The organism is Bradyrhizobium sp. Leo114 (assembly GCF_055229415.2).
The window spans coordinates 59,355-79,239 of record NZ_JBUYEN020000026.1; the positions used below are offsets into that span (position 1 = coordinate 59,355).

At 63.4% G+C, this 19,885-nt stretch carries 18 protein-coding genes; 11 read left to right on the forward strand and 7 right to left on the reverse strand.

Annotation, left to right across the window (positions count from 1 at the left end):
• Window positions 1-17: 17 nt before the first annotated feature.
• From ACZIRK_RS27965 to ACZIRK_RS27975, 3 genes are read right to left on the reverse strand one after another with little or no spacing between them, the layout of a single operon-like run.
• Entirely contained in the window at window positions 18-854 is an 837-nt protein-coding gene (locus ACZIRK_RS27965) for a carbohydrate ABC transporter permease (protein WP_130224320.1), read from the reverse strand.
• Window positions 851-1,792: a carbohydrate ABC transporter permease gene (locus ACZIRK_RS27970; RefSeq protein WP_245474576.1), complete on the reverse strand. Its 942-nt coding sequence runs from the start codon at window positions 1,790-1,792 to the stop codon at window positions 851-853. Before ACZIRK_RS27970 ends, ACZIRK_RS27965 begins: the two co-directional genes overlap by 4 nt.
• Window positions 1,785-2,936, reverse strand: a complete 1,152-nt coding sequence (locus ACZIRK_RS27975) for an ABC transporter ATP-binding protein (protein ID WP_130224316.1) — start codon at window positions 2,934-2,936, stop codon at window positions 1,785-1,787. Before ACZIRK_RS27975 ends, ACZIRK_RS27970 begins: the two co-directional genes overlap by 8 nt.
• Window positions 2,937-3,444: 508 nt before the next feature.
• Here ACZIRK_RS27975 and ACZIRK_RS27980 point away from each other — a divergent pair.
• Both ACZIRK_RS27980 and ACZIRK_RS27985 read left to right on the forward strand, forming a co-directional pair.
• On the forward strand, window positions 3,445-4,335 hold the full coding sequence (locus ACZIRK_RS27980; RefSeq protein WP_130224314.1) for a LysR family transcriptional regulator: 891 nt from the start codon (window positions 3,445-3,447) through the stop codon (window positions 4,333-4,335).
• 42 nt (window positions 4,336-4,377) lie between these two features.
• Window positions 4,378-5,025, forward strand: coding sequence for a DapH/DapD/GlmU-related protein (locus ACZIRK_RS27985; protein ID WP_130224312.1), 648 nt, complete (start codon window positions 4,378-4,380; stop codon window positions 5,023-5,025).
• Between the two features lie 48 nt (window positions 5,026-5,073).
• On the opposite strand, the gene ACZIRK_RS27990 is transcribed toward ACZIRK_RS27985, so the two are convergent.
• Complete coding sequence (locus tag ACZIRK_RS27990; protein WP_130224311.1) at window positions 5,074-5,577, reverse strand: hypothetical protein; 504 nt, start codon at window positions 5,575-5,577, stop codon at window positions 5,074-5,076.
• Between the two features lie 266 nt (window positions 5,578-5,843).
• Between ACZIRK_RS27990 and ACZIRK_RS27995 the strand changes: the two genes are divergently transcribed.
• From ACZIRK_RS27995 to ACZIRK_RS28025, 7 genes are all read left to right on the forward strand, one after another.
• Window positions 5,844-6,014, forward strand: a complete 171-nt coding sequence (locus ACZIRK_RS27995) for a hypothetical protein (RefSeq protein WP_155255431.1) — start codon at window positions 5,844-5,846, stop codon at window positions 6,012-6,014.
• Complete coding sequence (locus ACZIRK_RS28000; RefSeq protein ID WP_028167176.1) at window positions 6,007-6,246, forward strand: cysteine rich repeat-containing protein; 240 nt, start codon at window positions 6,007-6,009, stop codon at window positions 6,244-6,246. Before ACZIRK_RS27995 ends, ACZIRK_RS28000 begins: the two co-directional genes overlap by 8 nt.
• A gap of 196 nt (window positions 6,247-6,442) precedes the next feature.
• The gene (gene hpnC / locus ACZIRK_RS28005) at window positions 6,443-7,321 is read left to right on the forward strand and encodes a squalene synthase HpnC (protein WP_028167175.1); all 879 of its coding nucleotides are present in this window, start codon (window positions 6,443-6,445) and stop codon (window positions 7,319-7,321) included.
• Window positions 7,318-8,160, forward strand: a complete 843-nt coding sequence (hpnD, locus tag ACZIRK_RS28010; protein WP_130224310.1) for a presqualene diphosphate synthase HpnD — start codon at window positions 7,318-7,320, stop codon at window positions 8,158-8,160. Before hpnC ends, hpnD begins: the two co-directional genes overlap by 4 nt.
• A gap of 6 nt (window positions 8,161-8,166) precedes the next feature.
• Window positions 8,167-9,423: a hydroxysqualene dehydroxylase HpnE gene (gene hpnE / locus ACZIRK_RS28015; protein ID WP_474418566.1), complete on the forward strand. Its 1,257-nt coding sequence runs from the start codon at window positions 8,167-8,169 to the stop codon at window positions 9,421-9,423.
• 55 nt (window positions 9,424-9,478) lie between these two features.
• A complete protein-coding gene (shc, locus tag ACZIRK_RS28020) occupies window positions 9,479-11,440 on the forward strand; it encodes a squalene--hopene cyclase (RefSeq protein WP_130224308.1) in 1,962 nt (653 codons plus the stop codon).
• Window positions 11,437-12,186: a phosphorylase gene (locus ACZIRK_RS28025; RefSeq protein WP_028167171.1), complete on the forward strand. Its 750-nt coding sequence runs from the start codon at window positions 11,437-11,439 to the stop codon at window positions 12,184-12,186. The genes shc and ACZIRK_RS28025 overlap by 4 nt, the downstream gene beginning before the upstream one ends.
• A gap of 321 nt (window positions 12,187-12,507) precedes the next feature.
• Here the strand turns inward: ACZIRK_RS28025 and hpnH are convergent, their stop codons facing one another.
• Together hpnH and ispH are read right to left on the reverse strand one after the other, a co-directional pair.
• Complete coding sequence (gene hpnH / locus ACZIRK_RS28030) at window positions 12,508-13,668, reverse strand: adenosyl-hopene transferase HpnH (RefSeq protein WP_028167170.1); 1,161 nt, start codon at window positions 13,666-13,668, stop codon at window positions 12,508-12,510.
• 34 nt (window positions 13,669-13,702) lie between these two features.
• Window positions 13,703-14,629, reverse strand: a complete 927-nt coding sequence (ispH, locus tag ACZIRK_RS28035) for a 4-hydroxy-3-methylbut-2-enyl diphosphate reductase (protein WP_130224307.1) — start codon at window positions 14,627-14,629, stop codon at window positions 13,703-13,705.
• 445 nt (window positions 14,630-15,074) lie between these two features.
• On the opposite strand from ispH, the gene hpnN reads away from it, so the two are divergent.
• On the forward strand, window positions 15,075-17,693 hold the full coding sequence (gene hpnN / locus ACZIRK_RS28040) for a hopanoid transporter HpnN (protein WP_130224306.1): 2,619 nt from the start codon (window positions 15,075-15,077) through the stop codon (window positions 17,691-17,693).
• Here hpnN and ACZIRK_RS28045 read toward each other — a convergent pair.
• Window positions 17,634-18,332, reverse strand: a complete 699-nt coding sequence (locus tag ACZIRK_RS28045; RefSeq protein ID WP_474418567.1) for a DUF2147 domain-containing protein — start codon at window positions 18,330-18,332, stop codon at window positions 17,634-17,636. The genes hpnN and ACZIRK_RS28045 overlap by 60 nt on opposite strands.
• Window positions 18,333-18,436: 104 nt before the next feature.
• On the opposite strand from ACZIRK_RS28045, the gene hpnO reads away from it, so the two are divergent.
• Window positions 18,437-19,828 carry an aminobacteriohopanetriol synthase HpnO gene (gene hpnO, locus ACZIRK_RS28050; RefSeq protein WP_474418568.1) on the forward strand — a complete coding sequence of 464 codons (1,392 nt, stop codon included), beginning with the start codon at window positions 18,437-18,439 and terminating at the stop codon, window positions 19,826-19,828.
• The last annotated feature ends 57 nt before the right edge of the window (window positions 19,829-19,885 follow it).

A 19,885-nucleotide genomic window follows, 5' to 3' on the forward strand; every position in this document is an offset into this window, starting at 1 on the left:
TGTTTGAGATGACGGCGTTACTTGATTCCGGTCAGCGTGATGCCTTCGATGAAGCGACGCTGCGCGAGTAGGAAGGCGATCAGGAGCGGCGCGATGATCACCATCGCCGCCGCCATCAGCGGGCCGTAATTGGTGCCGGCCTCGTTGTTGCGGAAATGCGCCACCGCCAGCGGCGGGGTGCGCAGTTGCTCGCTGTTGAGCACGATCAGCGGCCAGAAATAATCGTTCCAGTGCGCGACCACGGAGAAGATGCCGAAGGCGGTGACCGCGGGGATCGCGGCAGGCAGCATCACACGCCAGACGATGCCGAACTCGGAGATGCCGTCCATGCGCGCCGCGTCCACGAGATCGTCGGGGACCGACTTGAAGAACTGGCGCATCAGGAAGATGCCGAACACAGAAATCGTGAACGGCAGCACGAGCGCCGCATAGCTGTCGAGCAGGCCGAGCTTATGCAGCAGCAGGAACACCGGGATCGCAGTGGCCTGCGGCGGAATCAGGATTCCGAACAGCACCAGCGCGAAAAGCGTGTCGCGGCCGAGGAAACGCAGCTTCGCCAGCGCATAGGCGGCGGGCAGCGCGATCAGCACCTGCAGCACGAAGATCGAGATGGTGACGATCACGCCGTTGAGCAGGAAGCGCCAGAGATTGGCTTTGGCGAAGGCGATTTTCAGATTGTCCCATAGCGCGAAATGATGCGGGATCAGGTGCAGCTCGCTGGAGAAGACTTCCTCCGGCGGCTTCGAGGCCGTGGAAATCATCCAGATGAACGGGGCCAGCAGCACCATGGCGCCCGTAATCAGGAGCAAATGGCGGACGGCGGGCCAGAGCGGAATGGTGCGGATACTGTTCATGCGTATTGCACGCCGCGATCGGCGAGCCTCGCTTTGATCAAGGTGAGCAGGAGGACGAAGACCAGGAACACGACCGTGAGCGCGGCGCCGTAGCCTGAGCGGAAGAACTCGAATCCCTCGGTGTACATGGTGTGGATCAGCACCTCCGTGGATTTCGACGGCCCGCCTTTGGTGAGGATGTGCACGGTGTCGAACACCTGGAACGAGCGGATGCCGCTGATCACGATCACGAAAGTCGTCACCGGGCCAAGCATCGGCCAGGTCACCAGGCGAAACCGCGCCCAGGCGCTGGCGGCGCCATCGATTTCGGCGGCCTCGTAGAGCTGCTTCGGGATCGACACCAGGCCGGCAAGGAACAGCACCATGTTGAAGCCGACCGCCTGCCAGATGCCGATCGCGCAGAGCGCATAGAGCGCGGTGCCGCGGTCCTGCAGCCAGCTAAAGGCCGGTAGCCCGGCGCCGCGCAACAGCCCGTTCACCAGGCCGAACTGCGGATGCAGCATGAACTCCCAGACCACAGCCATCGCGATCAGCGTCGCCATCACCGGCAGGAAATAGATGGTGCGGTAGAGGCTGCGCAGGCTGGTGCCGCTTTCGATCAGAAGCGCGATGCCGAGCCCGAGCGTCACGGCGCCCGGCACCACGATGACGACGTAGGTCAGCGTGTTGCGCAGCGAGACCCAGAATACCCTGTCGGTGAACATGTCCTGGTAGTTGGCAAGGCCGATCCAGGAGAAGGCGGGAGCGCCGAGCTGATAGTCGGTGAAGGAGAGCGCGATCACGCTCGCCAGCGGGCCGAGCAGCATGAGCAGCATCAGCGTGAAAGCCGGCGCGACCAGGCCGTAGGCCGTCGATGCGCGGTGGTTGCGTTTGCGCAGGGCTGCGCTCGCCGCCGGCGCGGCGACGGCGGCAGTGTCGATCGTTGCGGCGTCAGACAATGGCCCGCTCCCGCACGCGCTCGGTGTGCTCGATCTCGACCTCGATCCGTTTGCCCTCGGCGTTGAAGGCGCGCACGGCATCCGTCGCGAAGCCGAATGAGACCGGGGTTGCGATCGGCGGCAGTCGTCTCGGGTCGTCGATACGCGCCACGAGACGCGCGTCGCTGCCATTGATGCCGAGATGCACGAACGCTTCCGAGCCCATGTTCTCGACGTGTACGACGTGGCCGGAGAACGGCCCGCCGCCGAGCTCGATCCGCTCGGGGCGCACGCCGATCCGGCAGGGGCCCGGCGCGGTAGGGCTCGTCAATCGCAATGCGATACCGAGCGCCTCGATGCGGCCGTCGTCGCGGATCCGTCCGGGCAGGATGTTGATCTTCGGGCTGCCGACGAATTCGGCGACGCGGATATCGCGCGGGTTGTCGTAGATGTCGGTGGGCGTGCCGACCTGCACCAGCTCACCGCCGATCATCACGGCGATCCGGCTCGACATCGTCATCGCCTCGGCCTGGTCATGGGTGACGTAGACGAAGGTGGTGTTCAGCCGGCGGTGCAGTTGCGCGAGCTCGGCGCGCATATGGACGCGCAGCTTGGCGTCGAGGTTGGACAGCGGCTCGTCGAACAGGAAGGCCACCGGCTGGCGCACGATGGCGCGTCCGACCGCGATGCGCTGCCGCTGTCCGCCCGACAATTGCGCCGGCTTGCGACCGAGCAAATGCGCGATTTCGAGCTGTTCGGCGACCTTTGCCACATCCTCGCGGATGCCGCGTTCCTTGCGGCGCCGGCTCGGCAGCAGCGCGCCGAGGAGGGGCAGGCGTTCGATCGCCGAGAGGCGCCGCATGCGCAAGGGCACCGCGATGTTGTCGAACGCGCTCAAGTGCGGATAGAGCGCGTAGGACTGGAACACCATCGCGAGGTTGCGCGCGTTCGGCCTGATCCCGTCGGCAGCGACGCCATCGATCCTGACCTCGCCCGCGCTCTGCGGCTCGAGACCTGCGATCACGCGCAGCAGCGTTGATTTGCCGCAGCCAGAGGGACCGACCAGCGAGATGAACTCGCCATCCTCGATCCTGAGGTCGACGCCCTTCAATATCTCCGTGCCATCAAAGGATTTCCTGATGGCTGAAAGTTCAATGCTCGCCATTCGATCTATTCCCCGGAGCCTTTGTCGCGTTGCGTCAGCGTTAAGGAACGCGTCTGACACTTGCGTGACGGGTTGGAATGCTTCCTCGGGCAGGGCACCGGCTTCTTGTGCGGTAAATCGCCGCCGGCACCGAGACATCGAGTTGCGCTTTGCGCGCGGCCGATCGCTCTTCCCTCAGCGTTTCCAAAGCCGCCGTGATGCTAATCTCCGCGCCCTGCGCCGTCTTGATGCGTCCAGTTCGCGCTTCTCCCGGCGCAGCAGCATCGCTTCGAGTTCATGCGGACGTGGCAGGCTGCCGACGTGGGTGGTCAGAATCCGCGAAGCGCTGAGCTGCATATCGTTGTCCTCGGACGATGGTCATCACTGCGTCATCACGGTGAGAGTCTCGCGTGATGAGAAGCTTGGCCACGCGTAGCCAGCCAGATTAACGTCACCGTGACGTCATATTAGCCGTGCTAATGGACGGAGCAGCGCAGGTTGTTGAACTGCGATTGCGAGGTCGGGCCCGATGCGGGCAAATCCGTATCAGATCGGCGCCTTCACCCATTCCGCGCGGGAGGGGAGTTTCACCCGTGCGGCCGAAAAACTCGGCGTCACTCAATCGTCAGTGACCCAGCATGTCGCAAACCTCGAGCGCACGATGGGGATCAAGCTCTTCGTCCGCCGCCGTGACGGATTGGAGCTGACGCGCGCCGGTCGCGAGTTGTTTTCGGTCTCGGACAGGCTGCGGACACTCGAGCAATTGATCGAGGAGAAGGTTGCCAATTACAGCGAGATGTCCGGCGGACATTTGAGCGTGGTCGCCAATGCGCCGCGCCCGGCGATGCCCGTGATCGCCCGCTATACGACGCTCTACCCGCGCGTCCAGATCGAGTTCACGCTGGTGAGTTGGACGCTGGCCATGGAGCGTTTGCATGAACGCGCCGTCGATGTTGCCATCGTGGCCGATCCGGTGATCGATGAGCAGCTCTACAGCCTGCCGCTGACGCGGGCGCGCTACCGGGCCTATATGTGTCGCGGCCATGCATTGGCGCGCCGCAGGAGGCTTTCGCTGCGCGACCTCGTGGACGAGGCGGTGATCGTGCCGGAGGATGGCTCGCTGACGCAGCGCCTGCTGCACCAGAGGTGTCGCGAACTCGGCATCACTCTGACGCGTCTCGTGAAGACCACGACATTTCCCGTCGTGAAAGAGGCTGTGCAACACGGCGTAGGTGTCGGCTTGTGGCCTGAGGACAGCCTGTCGGCATCAAGTGAGCTGGTTGGCATCGAGATCACCGACATGAGCGAGACCTTCACATATTATCTCCTTGCTCCCGTCGACAAGCGCGAACTGCGCTTCGTGCGCAGCTTCATTGACGTTGCCCGCGAGGTGCTGAATATCGATGGCGAGGTCGGCTAGGCTGAATGAAGCTCCCGCCTCACGAAACAGGAAGACATCAAAATGAATGAAGCGCCGCGTCCGCGCCCGAAGATTGCCGACACCGTCATCGAGCCGACGGTCAAGCTGCGCGAGAGCACGATCGGCAAGTGCTGCGAGATCCTCGGCGATACCTCCGTCGAATATTCGGAGCTCGGCGATTTCTCCTATCTCGGCCCCGGCTGCATGGTCGGGGATGCAGAGATCGGCCGGTTCTGCGCCATCGCCGCGCAGGTCCGGATCGGGGCACCGAACCATCCGATCGACCGTCCGTCGCTGCACCGTTTCACCTATTGTCCCGAATATTACTGTGAGACGGCCGAGCGTGATCGCGGCTTCTTCGCCGAGCGGAGGGACGATCGGGTGGTGATCGGCAACGATGTGTGGATCGGCCACGCCGCCATCGTCCTGCCCGGTGTCACGGTAGGGGACGGCGCGGTGCTGGCGGCGGGCGCCGTGGTGACGCGCGATGTGGCGCCTTACACCATCGTCGGCGGCGTGCCGGCCCGGCAGATCCGCGAGCGGTTCAATCGCAAGATCGCGGCGCAGCTCGCGCGGATCGCGTGGTGGGATTGGCCGTTCGAAACCATCATGGCGCGCCTTCCCGAATTCCAGTCGACCGACATCGAGGGCTTCTGCGCGCGTTGGGACGGTGCTGCGACAGTGTCGTAGCCCGGGTTGCGCTGTCGCTTCACCCGGGCCACAGAATTCGCGAGAGTGTCAGCCCTTCGTCAGGGTGATGTTGACGCCGCGGATCTCGCCCTTGGAGTCGATCTGCACGACCTGCCTGTTGCCGTGGGCGCGCAGGTTCAGCGTGGCGGCGAATCCGGACGCCTCGACGAACACCTCGATCTGGCCGCCGCCCGCGGTACCCTGCAGGTTGCCGAAGATGTTGCGGCTCCTCTCGCTCCAGTTGCCGGAGATGCGCTCACCCTGGCTCGTTACGTCGCTGGAGAGGTCGAACTTATAGCTGTCGCTGGCGCAATTCAGGCTCTGCTTCAGGCCAAGCCCGGTGGCGTTGACCTTGTAGCTGGCCTTGCAGCGGATCCGTTCCGTGGTGCCGTTGGAGAGCGCAACGGTGCCCGAACCGCTCCACGATCCGTCAAAGCCAGCGAATGGTCCCGACGATTGGGCGTTGCCCGCGCTGACCGACAACATGACCACCGCGCCAATGCCGGCCGCCGCGATCGCGCGCCCGAACAAGCCCAAACCAAACCGCTTCATTGTGAGTTTTCCCATCAAAAATCGACGACCTTCTTCAAGATACGCCTCGCCGCATCGAACACTTAGTGTTGATCGCGATCCCACAGGTTCAAACGACCCACCCTGCCTGTCATAGCCGGCGGAATCGCGGGAAACAGGCCATTTTTGCTCGACAGAATCAAGCCGCATCTCACGTCATGTCTGTTCATCTGATATCGGCATCTGCGCTGCAACAGTCTGTAGCGAACCGTGATCGAAAGGAATTTCTTGGTTTTTCAACTGATTAGATGGCCCTTTACAGCACCGCAAATTTGGCCGCATTTAGCGGCGCTTGTCCTTTCTTCGTCGCTTTGCTACGCGGCGGCGCAAATCCCAATAAATCCGCGCCGGGTCCTGCCGAAACGCAATTTCCGGAACAGGGTTTTTTGCTGTCGAAAATGAAGGAATACGATGCGTAAAGTTCTATTGGCCCTCGCGCTGTTGTCGATCCCGTTTTCATCTGACGCCTTCGCCCAGCAGCAATCGCGCAGCGGCACGCCTGAGGAACAGAAGGCCTGCACCCGCGACGTTCAGAAGCACTGCCGCGCGGTGATCGATCAGGGCGATTTCACCATCCTCGCCTGCCTGAAGGAGAACCGCACCAAGATCAGCGCGGCCTGCGACCAGGTATTGAAGAGCCACGGGCAGTAACGCCGTATTTTGCACGCGAAAAATTGCCGCAAGAGAGCCTATGCCCACTGTGTGATATTGGGCACAGGCGCCGCGCACATTGCCCATACAGCATTGGTTTTGGTCGCGTATTCCCCTATATGGGGCACGCAATCCACCGCATGCGCGCAACTTCTGGCGCATGTGCCTTAGCCAGGGCGAATGTGGCCGGTTCCTGATGACAAGCGCGAGCGAACTGCGATCCGGGAAGACCCACCGCGACGAGAATTTTCCGGTCGCGTCGTGGATCATTCATCCGCGTCACCGCGCCCTGATCCTTTCCTTCTATAATTTCGTCCGCACCGCCGACGACATCGCCGACCACGCAACGTTGCCGGCGGACGAAAAGCTCCATTATCTCGATCTGCTCGAGAAGGAGCTCCTGGGTGAGGGTGATACCCAAAAGGAAGCCGTCAACCTGCGCCGTGCACTCGCCGAGCGAGCGATGCCGCCGCGCCACGCGCTGGACGTGCTGGTCGCGTTCCGCATGGATGTGACAAAGCTGCGCTACGAGAACTGGGACGAGGTGATCCATTACTGCCGCTACTCGGCGATGCCGGTCGGCCGTTTCATGCTCGATGTCCACGGCGAGAGCACGTCCACCTGGGCGGCGTCGGACGCGCTATGCGCGGGCTTGCAGATCAACAACCACCTGCAGGATTGCGCCAAGGACTACAAGAATCTCAACCGTATCTACCTGCCGCGCGATGCGCTGGCCGCATCCGGCGCGACCGTCGAGATGCTCGGGGAGCCGAAGTCTCCACCGTCGCTGCTGCAATGCCTGCAGGCGCTCGCGGTGCGCACCGAGACGCTGCTTGCCGAAAGCAAGTCGCTCGCCGCCGAGGTGAAGGATCTGCGGTTGGGTCTGGAGATATCCGTGATCCAGGCATTTGCCGACAGGATCGTGAACATGCTGAAGGTGCGCGATCCCCTCAGCGAGCGCGTGCATCTCAGTCCGCTCGAAATGCTCGGCAACAGCCTCGGCGGCGTCGCCGGCGAATTGGCCCGTCGCGCCATCGGGCGCCGGCCGGTGTCAAAAACGGCGGCCGGCGCATGAGCGTTGAGACGGCGGCGGCCAACGCAGAAGACTATGGCACCACCGCGTCCGGCAGTTCGTTCTACGCCGCGATGCGGATCCTGCCGCGCGCGCAGCGCGATGCGATGTTCCTGATCTACAGCTTTTGCCGCCAGGTCGACGATATCGCCGATTCCCACGGTCCGCGCGACGAGCGGCTGGCCGCGTTGCAGCAATGGCGTGACGATATCGATGCGCTGTACCAGGGCAATCCGCCGCCGCGGCTCAAGGACTATGTTGCCTCGGTCAAGTCCTTCGGCCTGAAGCGCGAGGACTTTCTTGCTATCGTCGACGGCATGGAGATGGATGTGCCGCAGGACATCCGCGCCCCCGACATGGCGACGCTCGATCTCTATTGCGACCGCGTGGCGAGCGCGGTCGGCCGGCTCTCGGTGCGGGTGTTCGGCCTGCCCGAGGAGGACGGCGTCCTGCTCGCGCATCATCTTGGCCGGGCGCTGCAGCTCACCAACATCCTGCGCGACGTCGACGAGGACGCCGGCCTCGGCCGGCTCTATCTGCCGCGCGAGATGCTGCTCCATGCCGGCATTACGTCTAACGAGCCCCAGCGGGTGATCGCCGAGCGCAACTTGCCGAAAGTGTGCCTGCCGCTTGCCGACCGGGCGAAGAAACATTTCGAGAAGGCGGATGACATCATGAAGCGTAATTCGCGGCGCGCGGTGCGCGCGCCACGGATCATGTCGAAATACTATCGCGCGATCCTCGATCTCCTGATCATCAGGGGTTTTGCAACGCCACGCGAGCCCGTTCGCGTCGGCAAGATGCAAAAGATCGGCATTCTTCTTCGTTACGCGTTCATCTGACATCTGATGCAAAAGACCGTTCATATCATCGGCGCCGGTATTTCCGGCCTCTCGGCAGCCGTTCGCCTTTCGAGCGCGAACTACACGGTGCACGTCCACGAGGCGACGCAGCAAACCGGCGGCCGTTGCCGCTCTTATTTCGACGCCGCGACCAATCTCACCATCGACAACGGCAATCACCTGTTGCTGTCCGGCAACCGCCATGCCCTGGCCTATGCAAAATCGATCGGCACCGAAGCCGGGCTGGTCGGGCCGGAACGCGCGAAATTTCCCTTGGTCGATCTTGCAACCGGCAAGCGCTGGGAACTCGATCTCGGCGCTTCCCGCCTGCCGCTTTGGGTGTTCGACGAAGCGCGCCGGGTTCCCGACACGAGCTTACGCGACTACCTCGCCCTGGCGCCGATCGTCTGGGCCGGCACCGACAAGCGGGTCGGCGATACCATCGCATGCAAAGGCACGCTGTACGATCGTCTGGTGCAGCCGCTGTTGCTCGCCGCGCTCAATGTCGACCCGCCCGAGGGCTCGGCGGGATTGGCCGGTGCGATCGTACGCGAGACGCTGCTTGCCGGCGGCGAGTCCTGCCGGCCGCTGATTGCGCGCGACGGTTTGAGCTCGGTCCTGATCGAACCCGCGGTGAAGCTGCTGCAGGAGAGGGGTTCGAGCGTGCGGCTCGGCCATGAGCTGCGACAGTTCGGCACAGTGTCCGATCATGTCAGCGAACTGAAATTCGGCGACGATACGATCGATCTGGCGCCCACTGACGCGGTGGTGCTCGCGGTCCCGCCGCGCGCTGCGGCATCGCTGGTGCCGGGCCTGAAGACGCCGACCAAATTCCGCGCCATCGTGAACGCGCATTTCCGCTTCGATCCGCCGCCCAATGCTGCGCCGATCCTCGGCGTGATCGGCGGCCTCGTCGAATGGTTGTTCGCGTTCCCGCAGCGGCTCTCGGTCACGATCAGCAATGGCGATCGTCTCGTCGACATGCCGCGCGAGGAACTCGCCCAGGCGATCTGGCGCGATGTCTGCAAGGCCGCCGGCATTTCCGGCGAATTGCCTCCATTGCCCGCTTGGCAGATCGTGCGCGAGCGCCGTGCCACATTCGAGGCCACGCCGGAACAGCACGCTCTGCGCCCCGGCGCGGTCACGGCCTATAAAAACCTGTTTCTCGCCGGCGATTGGACTGATACGGGACTGCCGGCAACGATCGAGGGATCGGTGCGGTCGGGTGACCGCGCCGCCGATCTGGTCCTGGCGAGGCACTGACATACACCGGCGCACGTAGCAGCAGCACGTTCAAGAGAAGGAGAAATCGAACAAAATGGATGCCGTCAACGATACCGCCGCCGTCGATCCGATCGCACTGGAGAAGAGCATCTCCACGGCGACCGAGGCGCTGCTCGGCCATCGGCAATCCGACGGACATTGGGTGTTCGAACTCGAGGCCGACAGCACGATCCCGGCGGAATATGTGCTGCTGTGCCACTATCTGGGCGAGCCCGTCGACAGCGGGCTGGAGGCGAAGATCGGCAACTACCTTCGCCGTGTGCAGGGCGCCCATGGCGGTTGGCCCTTGGTGCATGACGGTCCGTTCGATATGAGCGCGAGCGTGAAGGCCTATTTCGCGCTGAAGGTGATCGGCGATTCCGTCGACGCGCCGCATATGGTGAAAGCGCGCGAGGCGATCCGTTCGCGCGGCGGAGCCGCGGGCTCCAACGTCTTCACCCGCTTCCTGCTGGCGCTGTTTGGTATCGTGACCTGGCGCGCGACGCCGGTGCTGCCGGTCGAGATCATGCTGCTGCCGATGTGGTCGCCGTTCCACATCAACAAGATCTCTTACTGGGCGCGCACCACGATGGTGCCGTTGATGGTCCTGGCCGCGCTGAAGCCGCGGGCCAAGAACCCGAAGGGCGTCGGCCTCGACGAACTGTTCCTGCAGGATCCCAAGTCGGTCGGCATGCCGCCGAAGGCGCCGCATCAGAGCTGGGGCTGGTTCCTGCTGTTCCGCGGACTCGATAGCGTTCTGCGCGTAGTCGAGCCGCTATTTACCAAGAGCCTGCGCCAGCGTGCGATCGATGCCGCGCTCGCCTTCATCGAAGAGCGGTTGAACGGCGAGGACGGCATGGGCGCGATCTATCCGCCGATGGCCAACATCGTGATGATGTATGACGCGCTCGGCAAGGACGAGAACTATCCGCCGCGTGCCGCCACGCGGCGCGGCCTCGAGAAGCTCCTGGTGATCCGCGACAACGAGGCCTATTGCCAGCCCTGCGTATCGCCGGTGTGGGACACTGCGCTGACCTGCCACGCGCTGGAGGAGGTCGGCGGCGAGGAGACCTTTGCCAAGGCCAAGCAGGGGCTCGATTGGCTGAAGCCGCGGCAGGTGCTCGATTTCAAGGGCGACTGGGCAGTGAAGGCGCCCGACGTCCGGCCGGGCGGCTGGGCGTTCCAGTATAACAACGACCACTATCCCGACCTCGATGACACCGCTGTGGTGGTCATGGCGATGGATCGGGCGCGCCGCTATACCGGCACCAAGGAGTACGATGCGGCGATTGCCCGCGCCCGCGAATGGATCGAGGGCTTGCAGAGCCGCGACGGCGGCTGGGCCGCCTTCGACGTCAACAACCTCGAATATTACCTCAACAACATCCCGTTCTCCGACCATGGCGCGCTGCTCGATCCGCCGACCGAGGACGTCACCGCGCGCTGCGTCTCGATGCTGGCGCAGCTCGGCGAGACCGAAAAGACCAGCAAAGCGGTTGCTGACGGCGTTGCTTATCTGCGCCGCACCCAGCTTGCCGAAGGTTCCTGGTTCGGCCGCTGGGGGCTGAACTACATCTACGGCACCTGGTCGGTGCTCTGCGCGCTCAACGCCGCCGGCGTCGACCATCAGGACCCGATGATTCGGAAGGCGGTCGACTGGCTGGTGTCGGTCCAGAATCAGGACGGCGGTTGGGGCGAGGACGCCGTCAGCTACCGGCTCGACTATCGGGGCTATGAGGCCGCGCCTTCGACCTCCTCGCAAACGGCATGGGCTTTGCTCGCGCTGATGGCGGCGGGAGAAGTCGAAAACCCCGCAGTTCGAGGGGGGGTGGAGTACCTAAAAAGCACACAGAGCGAAAAAGGACTCTGGGAGGAGCAGCGCTTCACGGCTACGGGCTTCCCGCGTGTGTTTTACTTGCGTTATCATGGCTACTCCAAGTTCTTCCCGCTCTGGGCGCTAGCGCGGTATCGGAATTTGCGAAGCACGAACAGCAGGGTGGTAGGGGTCGGAATGTGAGCTTGGGGGCGGGGGCCGCCGCGACTGTGGGGAAAATGCTGGATCCGCGGCCGGTCTTGATCGTAACGGGGTTAGTGCAGGAGGCCCGCATCGCGGCAGGGCCCGGCATGATCGTTATTTGCAGTTCCAGCGATCCGCAGCAGCTTCGTGCGCTATTGGCGACACTCGATTCGTCATCGTTCCGCGGCGTGATCTCGTTCGGCGTGGCCGGCGGGCTCGATCCGGCGTTGCGATCGGGTGACGTCGTAGTGGCGACGGAGGTGCTTTCCGGCGACACCCGATTCTTGGCCGATATGGCCTTGAACGACGAGATGGTTGCCAGCGCCACCTTGAAGCGCCGCAAGATCGTCAGGGGCGGGCTCGCGGGCGTTGAGCAGGTGATTGCGGCCAGGGCCTGCAAGGCGGCGCTGCGCTCCGAAACCGGCGCTGCCGCCGTCGATATGGAGAGCCACATCGCTGCGGCCTACGCGGCCAGGGCGGGCGTCCCGTTCGCGGCGCTCCGGGTGATCAGCGATCCCGCCCACCGCGCGCTGCCGGAATTGGCGAAGACCGCGGTCAAGCCGAACGGCGACATCGACCTGCGCAAGGTCCTGCGCGGGGTGGCGCGCAACCCGCTGACGCTGCGCTCGCTGGTCTCGACCGGAATCGACTTCAACCGCGCGCTGCGCTCCTTGCGCGGCTGCCGTGGCTTCCTCCTGGGTGGCGAGACCCTCGTCCCCGTGGAGCCGATTCGCTCGGCGGCGTAGCTGCTGAGGCCGTAGCCCGGGTGAAGCGTCAGCGTAACCCGGGACCGGTGTAAACGCTGGCTCAGAAAATCCCGGGTTACGCTGCACTCCTCCCGGGCTACGAAGCTTGGCAACAACGGGGCTGTCATTCCGGGGCGATGCGAAGCATCGAGCCCGGAATCCATTTCTCCGCCATCACCTACCGCTTGATGGATTCCGGGCTCGTGCTGCGCACGCCCCGGAATGACGGCGGTGGGCGTGGTAAACGGGCTACGGACAAAACAAAAGGCCCGACCGTCATCGACGGTCGGGCCTTTTGCCTATTCGATTGTCGCTCGCGGCTTACGCGGCGGTTGAGGCTTTCTGCGCGGCCTTCTGCTGGGCGGCGGCCGCTTCGTCGCGGCGGATCTCGGAGAGTTTCTTCTGGACCTGCTCCGAGAAGATGTACTGCGCCGGGCGTTGCTTCGAGAGGTCGATCTCGGGCGCCATCGGACCCTTGGTGCGGATGCCGCGCATCGAGACCCACGCTGCCTTCAGCGGGTTGTTGAGCGCTGCGATCGCCGCGGTCGGCTCGTAGCCGCAATGCGCCATGCAGTCGGCGCACTTCTCATACTTGCCGGTGCCGTAGGAATCCCAGTCCGTGGTCTCCATCAGCTCCTTGAAGGTCTTGGCGTAGCCTTCGCCGAGCAGATAGCAGGGCTTCTGCCAGCCGAAGATGTTGCGCGCCGGCATGCCCCACGGCGTGCACTCGTATTCCTGGTTGCCGGCCAGGAAGTCGAGGAACAAGCCGGAATGCATGAAATTCCACTTCTTGCCCTTGCCGAGTGCAAAGACGTCGCGGAACAGCTTCTTGGTCTTGGTGCGGTTGAGGAAATGCTCCTGGTCCGGCGCGCGCTCATAGGCGTAGCCCGGCGACATCGAGACGCCGACGCCAAGCTCGGTGGTGAAGTCGAGGAATTTGGCGATTTCTTCCGCCGGATGCCCGTCGAAGATGGTGGCATTGACGTTGACGGTGAAGCCGCGCGCCTTCGCCGCCTTGATCGCGGACACCGCGCGGTCGAACACGCCCTTCTGCGACACCGCCTTGTCGTGGTGATCCTTCAGGCCATCCAGATGCACGGAGAAGAACAGGTATGGCGACGGCTCGAACAGGTCGAGCTTCTTTTCCAGAAGCAGCGCGTTGGTGCAGAGTGAGACGAACTTCTTACGCGCCACCAGGCCGCGGACGATCTCGCCGATCTCCTTGTGGATCAGCGGCTCGCCGCCGGGGATCGCGACCATCGGCGCGCCGCACTCGTCGGCCGCGTCCCAGCATTCCTGGGCGGTCATGCGACGGTTGAGGATCGCATCCGGATAATCGATCTTGCCGCAGCCGACGCAGGCGAGATTGCAGCGAAACAGCGGCTCCAGCATCAGCACGAGCGGATAGCGCTTGCGGCCCCGCAGCTTCTGCTTGAGCAGATAGCCGCCGATGCGGAGTTCCTTGAAGAAGGGTATTGCCATTCTTTCTCTCTCGACTCTCACGACCTAGTTTGGGTCAGCCCGCGGTCAGTTCGGCCGGCAGGCGGAATTCGATGTTCTCTTCCCGGCCCGACAGGACCGACACCTTGACCGGTCCGATGCGCCGCAACGCCTCGATCACGTCGTCGACCAGCACTTCGGGTGCCGAGGCACCTGCCGTGATGCCGACGGTCTTCGCATTGTTCAGCCATTCCGAGTTGAGTTCGGTGCCATCGGCAATGAGGTAACTGGCGACACCGGCCTCGGTGCCGATCTCGCGCAACCGATTGGAATTGGAACTATTGGCGGCCCCAACCACCAGGATGACATCCACCAGCTTGCTCAGGTCCCTTACCGCGGATTGGCGGTTCTGTGTGGCATAACAGATATCGCGGATGTCAGGGCCTTGAATGTCTGTAAACCGCGCCTGGAGCGCCAGAATAATCTCACGTGTGTCATCTACGCTCAGTGTGGTCTGGGTGATGTAGGCGACTGGCGTATCAGCCGGCAGCGTCAGGGCCTTGACGTCCTCGACACTCTGGACCAGCAGCACGGGGCCTGGAACCTGGCCCATGGTTCCCTCGACCTCGGGGTGGCCGGCATGCCCGATCAGGATCAATGCCCGGCCCTTCGACATATAGCGCTTGCCCTGGTTGTGAACCTTGGTGACCAGCGGGCAGGTGGCGTTGAGCACCGGCAGGCCGCGTGCGGCGGCCTCTTCCTCGACGCTGCGCGCCACGCCATGGGCGCTGAACACGGTCACCGCGTTCGCCGGAACCTCGGAAAGGTCCTCGACGAAGATCGCGCCCTTGTTCTTCAGGCTTTCGACGACGTATTTGTTATGGACGATCTCGTGCCGCACATAGACCGGCGGCCCGTATTTCTCGAGCGCCCGCTCGACGATCTCGATGGCGCGCACCACGCCGGCGCAAAACCCCCGCGGCTGCGCTAGAAAAACCTCCATGGGACGTCCGTTAAGCAAATTGCACCAATCCTGATCCGAAAACCCGCGCGACCGAATACTGCAGCCGGCATGTCCTGCCTGCTGCAATATCCACACCACCGGTTCCTGCACTTAAGCCCACCCCCAAGCGCACGGAAGAAGAGCGCTTTGTGTCAAAAAATGAGCGTCTAGGAAAGCCGGATTACGGAACGGTTATCACTCGGGTTACCATTTTAAGGTATCAAAATACCTAAAACTGCGGCATTAATGCCCAACCCATCTCACTTGTTCGTCACTTTATTGCCCGCTGGGGCGGGATATACCGCGCGCAACGCCGTTCCGGCCGTTTTCGACGCTGCTTCGTGAACCAGCGGTCGGGCGGTCGAAACAACATTAGATCGGCCCTGGGAACTCCGCTACATAGCGGGCGTTTTCGGCGTGCTTCCTGAGATCAGAAAGAAATGAAGTGCTGACACGTATTGTTGTCTCGATTGTTAAGACGTGCACGCGATTTGCCGTCCCTGTCGTCGTGCTCTCGCTGATTCTTGCGGTGGCGGCGGGCTATTATGCGGCGCGCAACTTCACGATCAATACCGACATCAATACGCTGATCTCGCCCAACCTCGACTGGCGCCAGCGCGACATCAAGTTTGAGGAAGCTTTCGACCGCGAGCGCCTGATTCTTGCCGTCGTGGAGGCGCCCACGCCGGAACTCACGGGTCTGGCGGCCAAGGCGCTGGCCGATAAGCTTACCGGTGACACCGAGCATTTCGAATCGGTCACCCCGCTCGGCTCCGGCGAATTCTTCGAGAAGAACGGGCTTCTGTTTCTGCCGACCGAGGAAGTCGCGCAGGTCACCGGCGAGCTCGAATCAGCCGCGCCCCTGATCGAGATCATGGCCGGCGATCCTTCGATCCGCGGCCTCACCGGTGCGCTGGAGACCGGCCTTGCCGGCGTCAAGCGCGGGCAGGCCAAGCTCGAGAATGCCGCGCGGCCCTTCAACCTGATCTCTCAGACGGTCGAGGATGTCCTCAGCAACAAGGGCAATCCGACCTTCTCCTGGCGGGAGCTCACCAGCGATAAGCCGCTGACCGATTCGGACAAGCGCGCCTTCATCGAGTTCAAGCCGGTGCTCGACTATCAGGCGCTGGAGCCCGGCAAGGCAGCGACCGATGCGATCCGGCAGGCGGCTGCGGACCTGAAATTCGCAAGCGAATATGGCGCGCGCGTCCGCCTCACCGGGCCGGTCCCGATCGCGAACGAGGAATATGCCACCGTGCAGGACGGCGCCGTCATCAACGGCATCGGCACCGTGCTGATCGTATTGGTGATCCTGTGGCTCGCGCTGCATTCGGCCAAGATCATCTTCGCCGTGTTCCTGAACCTGTTCATCGGGCTTGCCATCACCACGGCCGTCGGCCTGATGATGGTCGGCTCGCTCAACCTGTTGTCGATCGCCTTTGCCGTGCTGTTCGTCGGCCTCGGGGTCGATTTCGGCATCCAGTTCAGCGTCCGCTACCGCTCCGAACGCTTCAAGAACGACAACTTGACGCTGGCGCTGGAGAACGCGGCGCGGCGCTCGGCGGTGCCGCTGTCGCTTGCGGCGATGGCCACCGCCGCCGGCTTCCTGTGCTTCCTGCCGACCGACTACAAGGGCATTTCCGAGCTCGGCAAGATCGCCGGCGCCGGCATGCTGATCGCGTTCCTCACCAGCATCACCACACTGCCGGCGCTCCTCGATCTGCTCAATCCGCCCGGCGAGAAGGAGCCGGTCGGTTACGCGTTTCTCGCGCCCGTTGACCACTTCCTGGAGAAGCATCGCGTCGCGATCATCATCTGCACGCTTGCGCTGGTGATCGCCGGCCTGCCGCTGCTCTACTACATGAAGTTCGACTTCAATCCGATCAACCTGCGCAACTCGCACGTCGAATCGATCGCGACCTTCCTCGATCTGAGGCGGGACCCGAACACCGGCGCCAATGCGATCAACGTGATGACGCATTCGGAAGCCGACGCCAGGAAGATCGAGGAGAGGCTGGAGAAGCTGCCGGAGGTGTTGAGCGTCCGGTCGCTCGACAGCTTCGTGCCGACCGATCAGCCGGCCAAGCTGAAGCTGATCGCGCAGGCGGCTAAGATGCTCAACCCGGCGCTCAATCCGGATTCGATCGATGCGCCGCCGACCGACCAGGAGAATGTCGAGTCCCTGAAGAGCTCGGCCGACAACCTCCGCAAGACAGCCGGCGACATCAAGAACGCCGGCGCCGTGGCTGCGCGCCGGCTTGCGGATGCGCTGACCAAGCTCGCCGATTCGAATCAGGCGACGCGCGATAAGGCGCAGAACGTGTTCGTTTCGCCGCTCAAGGTGGTGCTCGACCAGCTGAGGGACATGCTGCAGGCCCAGACCGTCACCCTGAAGTCGCTGCCGGAGGAACTGGTACGCCAATGGAAGGCCAAGGACGGGCTGATACGGGTGGAGGCCCTGCCGAAGGGCGATCCGAACGACAACGATACGCTGCGCAAATTCGCCGCCGCCGTGCTCGCGGCCGAGCCGACCGCGATCGGCGGCCCGGTCTCGATCCTGAAGTCCGGCGATACTGTGGTGAAGGCGTTCATCCACGCCGGCATCTGGTCGCTGATCGTGATCAGCCTGCTGCTCTGGCTGACGCTGCGGCGCATCGCCGACGTGCTGATGACGATCGTGCCGCTGCTGGTCGCGGGCGCCGTGACGCTGGAAATCTGCGTGCTGATCGGGCTGCCGCTGAACTTCGCCAACATCGTCGCGCTGCCGCTGTTGCTCGGCGTCGGCGTCGCCTTCAAGATCTATTACGTCACCGCCTGGCGTCAGGGCAGAACGAATCTGCTGCAGTCGAGCCTGACGCGAGCAATCTTTTTCAGCGCGCTGACGACGGCAACGGCGTTCGGCAGCCTGTGGCTTTCAAGTCATCCAGGAACCGCGAGCATGGGCAAATTGCTCGCGCTGTCGCTGGTCACGACTCTCGCTGCGGTGCTGCTCTTCCAGCCGGCACTAATGGGTAAACCGCGCGACGTCCGGAAGGAGGCAGATATCGCCGACGACGTCACCTGATGGGGCGGCTGGGACGGCTGCTGCCTGCTTCTGGCCGGCCGGTTGCTTGGAAGACGCGGCCGGCGCGGTGGCGGGAGCCGAGCTCACCGAGCCGGTGGTCTTGGGCGGCGTCGGAGCGGCTGCCTGCTGCGATGCACCTTTGGGCGCGGCGCCCTTGGCCATGCTGTTGGCAGGGGGCGTGCTGCCAGCGGCGCTGGAGGGAATCGGAGGCCCAACGCGGGTCCAGGTTTCGCCGCCGCAGAGAAAGCCCAGCACGCAGCCTTGAATCTCGAGCTTGTCAGAGCCAATTGGCTTGATCGTAGAGCTGTAGAGCTGACCGTCCTTGGCATTATAGACTTGGCCCTCCCACGCATCCGTGCCCGCCTTCTTCTTCATGTCGATCAGGATCGGCATGCCGAGCGTGGGCCGGCTTTGCTTCGCGGCGTCCGGATTATGCGTATCCTTGCCGCCGGGGGTCTTCTCCCAGGCGACTGCGCCCCAGAGGCTGCCGTTGCATTGTGCGACCCGGATATGGGCGACACCGTCAGCCACGCGCCAGTCGCCGGTCGGATCCGCAGCCAGCGCTGGGACCATTGTGCTCGCCAAAACGAATCCCGAGTATGCTATGGTGAGCGCGAGCTTGGGTGGGCAGTGCAACATGGTCTTACCTGTGCTTAAGTGTAGAAGAGCCAAAGCTTGGGGGCAAAACGCCGCATTCGGCGTTTTGAGTTGACGAAATGACCATCAACCGACGTATGTAGCCAATGCTAAGCTCAAATCTAGACGTTTCCGAGATGTTTGTGGAGCGCCAAGCGCAGCGCAGTTCCCTGCACGCGCGCTACTTGAACGAGCAGCTCGTGCGCGTGCTCAAAACCATCGGCTATGACGTCGGCTTTCAAAAAGGGCAAGGCCAATATCTCTTCGATCGTGAGGGGGCACGTTATCTCGACCTACTCAGCGGATTTGGCGTTTTTGCGATCGGCCGCAACCACCCGGCGCTGCGCCAGGCCTTGAAGAGCGTGCTGGATGCCGATCTGCCCAATCTCGTGCAGCTTGACGTGTCCACGCTCGCCGGCATCCTCGCCGAGCGCCTGCTCGAATATGTGCCATATCTGGACAAGGTATTCTTTTCCAATTCGGGCGCCGAGACGGTAGAAGCCGCCATCAAGTTCGCGCGTGGCGCGACCGGGCGCCCCGGCATCGTGTCCTGCTCGCATTCGTTTCACGGATTGTCCTATGGCGCGCTGTCGCTGATGGACGACACCAATTTCCGTTCCGGCTTCGAGCCGCTATTGCCCGGCTGTACCCAGATTCCCTTCAACGATCTTGCCGCGCTCGAGCAGGCGCTGTCGTCGCGCCAGGTCGCGGCCTTCATCGTCGAGCCGATCCAGGGCAAGGGCGTCAACATGCCCTCGGACGAATTCCTGCCCGGTGCCGCGGCGCTGTGCCGGAAATACGGCACGCTGCTTGTTGCCGACGAGATTCAGACCGGGATCGGCCGCACCGGCAAATTCCTCGCCGTCGAGCACTGGAATATCGAGCCTGACATGGTGCTGCTCGCGAAGGCGCTGTCCGGCGGTCATGTCCCGGTCGGCGCGCTGCTGACGCGCAAGAGCATCTTCGACAAGATCTTCAACCAGATGGATCGCGCCGTCGTGCACGGCTCGACATTCTCGAAGAACGATCTGGCGATGGCCGCCGGCATCGCGACGCTCGACGTCATCAAGGCCGAGAAGCTGGTCGAGCAGGCCGCCAAGCGCGGCGCCGAGCTCCGCCTCGCGCTGACGCGGATGGTGCCGGGCTATGAGCTGATGAAGGAAGTCCGCGGCAAGGGATTGATGATCGGCATCGAGTTCGGCCCGCCGAAGTCGCTGCGCCTGCGTGCATCCTGGAACGTGCTGGAGACCGCCAACAAGGGCCTGTTCTGCCAGCTCATCACCGTGCCGCTGTTCAAGGACCACAAGATCCTGACCCAGGTCGCCGGCCACGGCCTCCACACCATCAAGCTCCTGCCACCGCTCGTCCTCACCGAGGACGACTGCACCTGGATCGAAAAGGCCTTCGACACCGTCATCGCCGGCAGCCACAAGGTCCCCGGCGCGATCTGGTCGCTCGGCAAGACGCTGGTCGACAACGCGGTGCGCAAGTCGGCGTAGCCGTGTGGACTCGTAGGGCGGATTAGCGAAGCGCAATCGCCGTAGCTCTCACCAACC

Coding starts and splice junctions, on each gene's coding strand:
- hpnC (WP_028167175.1), top strand. CDS start 6,443: ATGACAAGCGCGAGCGAACTGCGATCCGGGAAGACCCACCGCGACGAG.
- ACZIRK_RS28000 (WP_028167176.1), top strand. CDS start 6,007: ATGCGTAAAGTTCTATTGGCCCTCGCGCTGTTGTCGATCCCGTTTTCA.
- ACZIRK_RS27965 (WP_130224320.1), bottom strand. CDS start 854: ATGAACAGTATCCGCACCATTCCGCTCTGGCCCGCCGTCCGCCATTTG.
- hpnH (WP_028167170.1), bottom strand. CDS start 13,668: ATGGCAATACCCTTCTTCAAGGAACTCCGCATCGGCGGCTATCTGCTC.
- ACZIRK_RS27980 (WP_130224314.1), top strand. CDS start 3,445: ATGCGGGCAAATCCGTATCAGATCGGCGCCTTCACCCATTCCGCGCGG.
- hpnO (WP_474418568.1), top strand. CDS start 18,437: ATGCTAAGCTCAAATCTAGACGTTTCCGAGATGTTTGTGGAGCGCCAA.
- hpnE (WP_474418566.1), top strand. CDS start 8,167: ATGCAAAAGACCGTTCATATCATCGGCGCCGGTATTTCCGGCCTCTCG.
- ispH (WP_130224307.1), bottom strand. CDS start 14,629: ATGGAGGTTTTTCTAGCGCAGCCGCGGGGGTTTTGCGCCGGCGTGGTG.
- ACZIRK_RS27985 (WP_130224312.1), top strand. CDS start 4,378: ATGAATGAAGCGCCGCGTCCGCGCCCGAAGATTGCCGACACCGTCATC.
- ACZIRK_RS27975 (WP_130224316.1), bottom strand. CDS start 2,936: ATGGCGAGCATTGAACTTTCAGCCATCAGGAAATCCTTTGATGGCACG.
- shc (WP_130224308.1), top strand. CDS start 9,479: ATGGATGCCGTCAACGATACCGCCGCCGTCGATCCGATCGCACTGGAG.
- hpnD (WP_130224310.1), top strand. CDS start 7,318: ATGAGCGTTGAGACGGCGGCGGCCAACGCAGAAGACTATGGCACCACC.
- ACZIRK_RS27995 (WP_155255431.1), top strand. CDS start 5,844: ATGGCCCTTTACAGCACCGCAAATTTGGCCGCATTTAGCGGCGCTTGT.
- ACZIRK_RS28045 (WP_474418567.1), bottom strand. CDS start 18,332: ATGTTGCACTGCCCACCCAAGCTCGCGCTCACCATAGCATACTCGGGA.
- ACZIRK_RS27990 (WP_130224311.1), bottom strand. CDS start 5,577: ATGAAGCGGTTTGGTTTGGGCTTGTTCGGGCGCGCGATCGCGGCGGCC.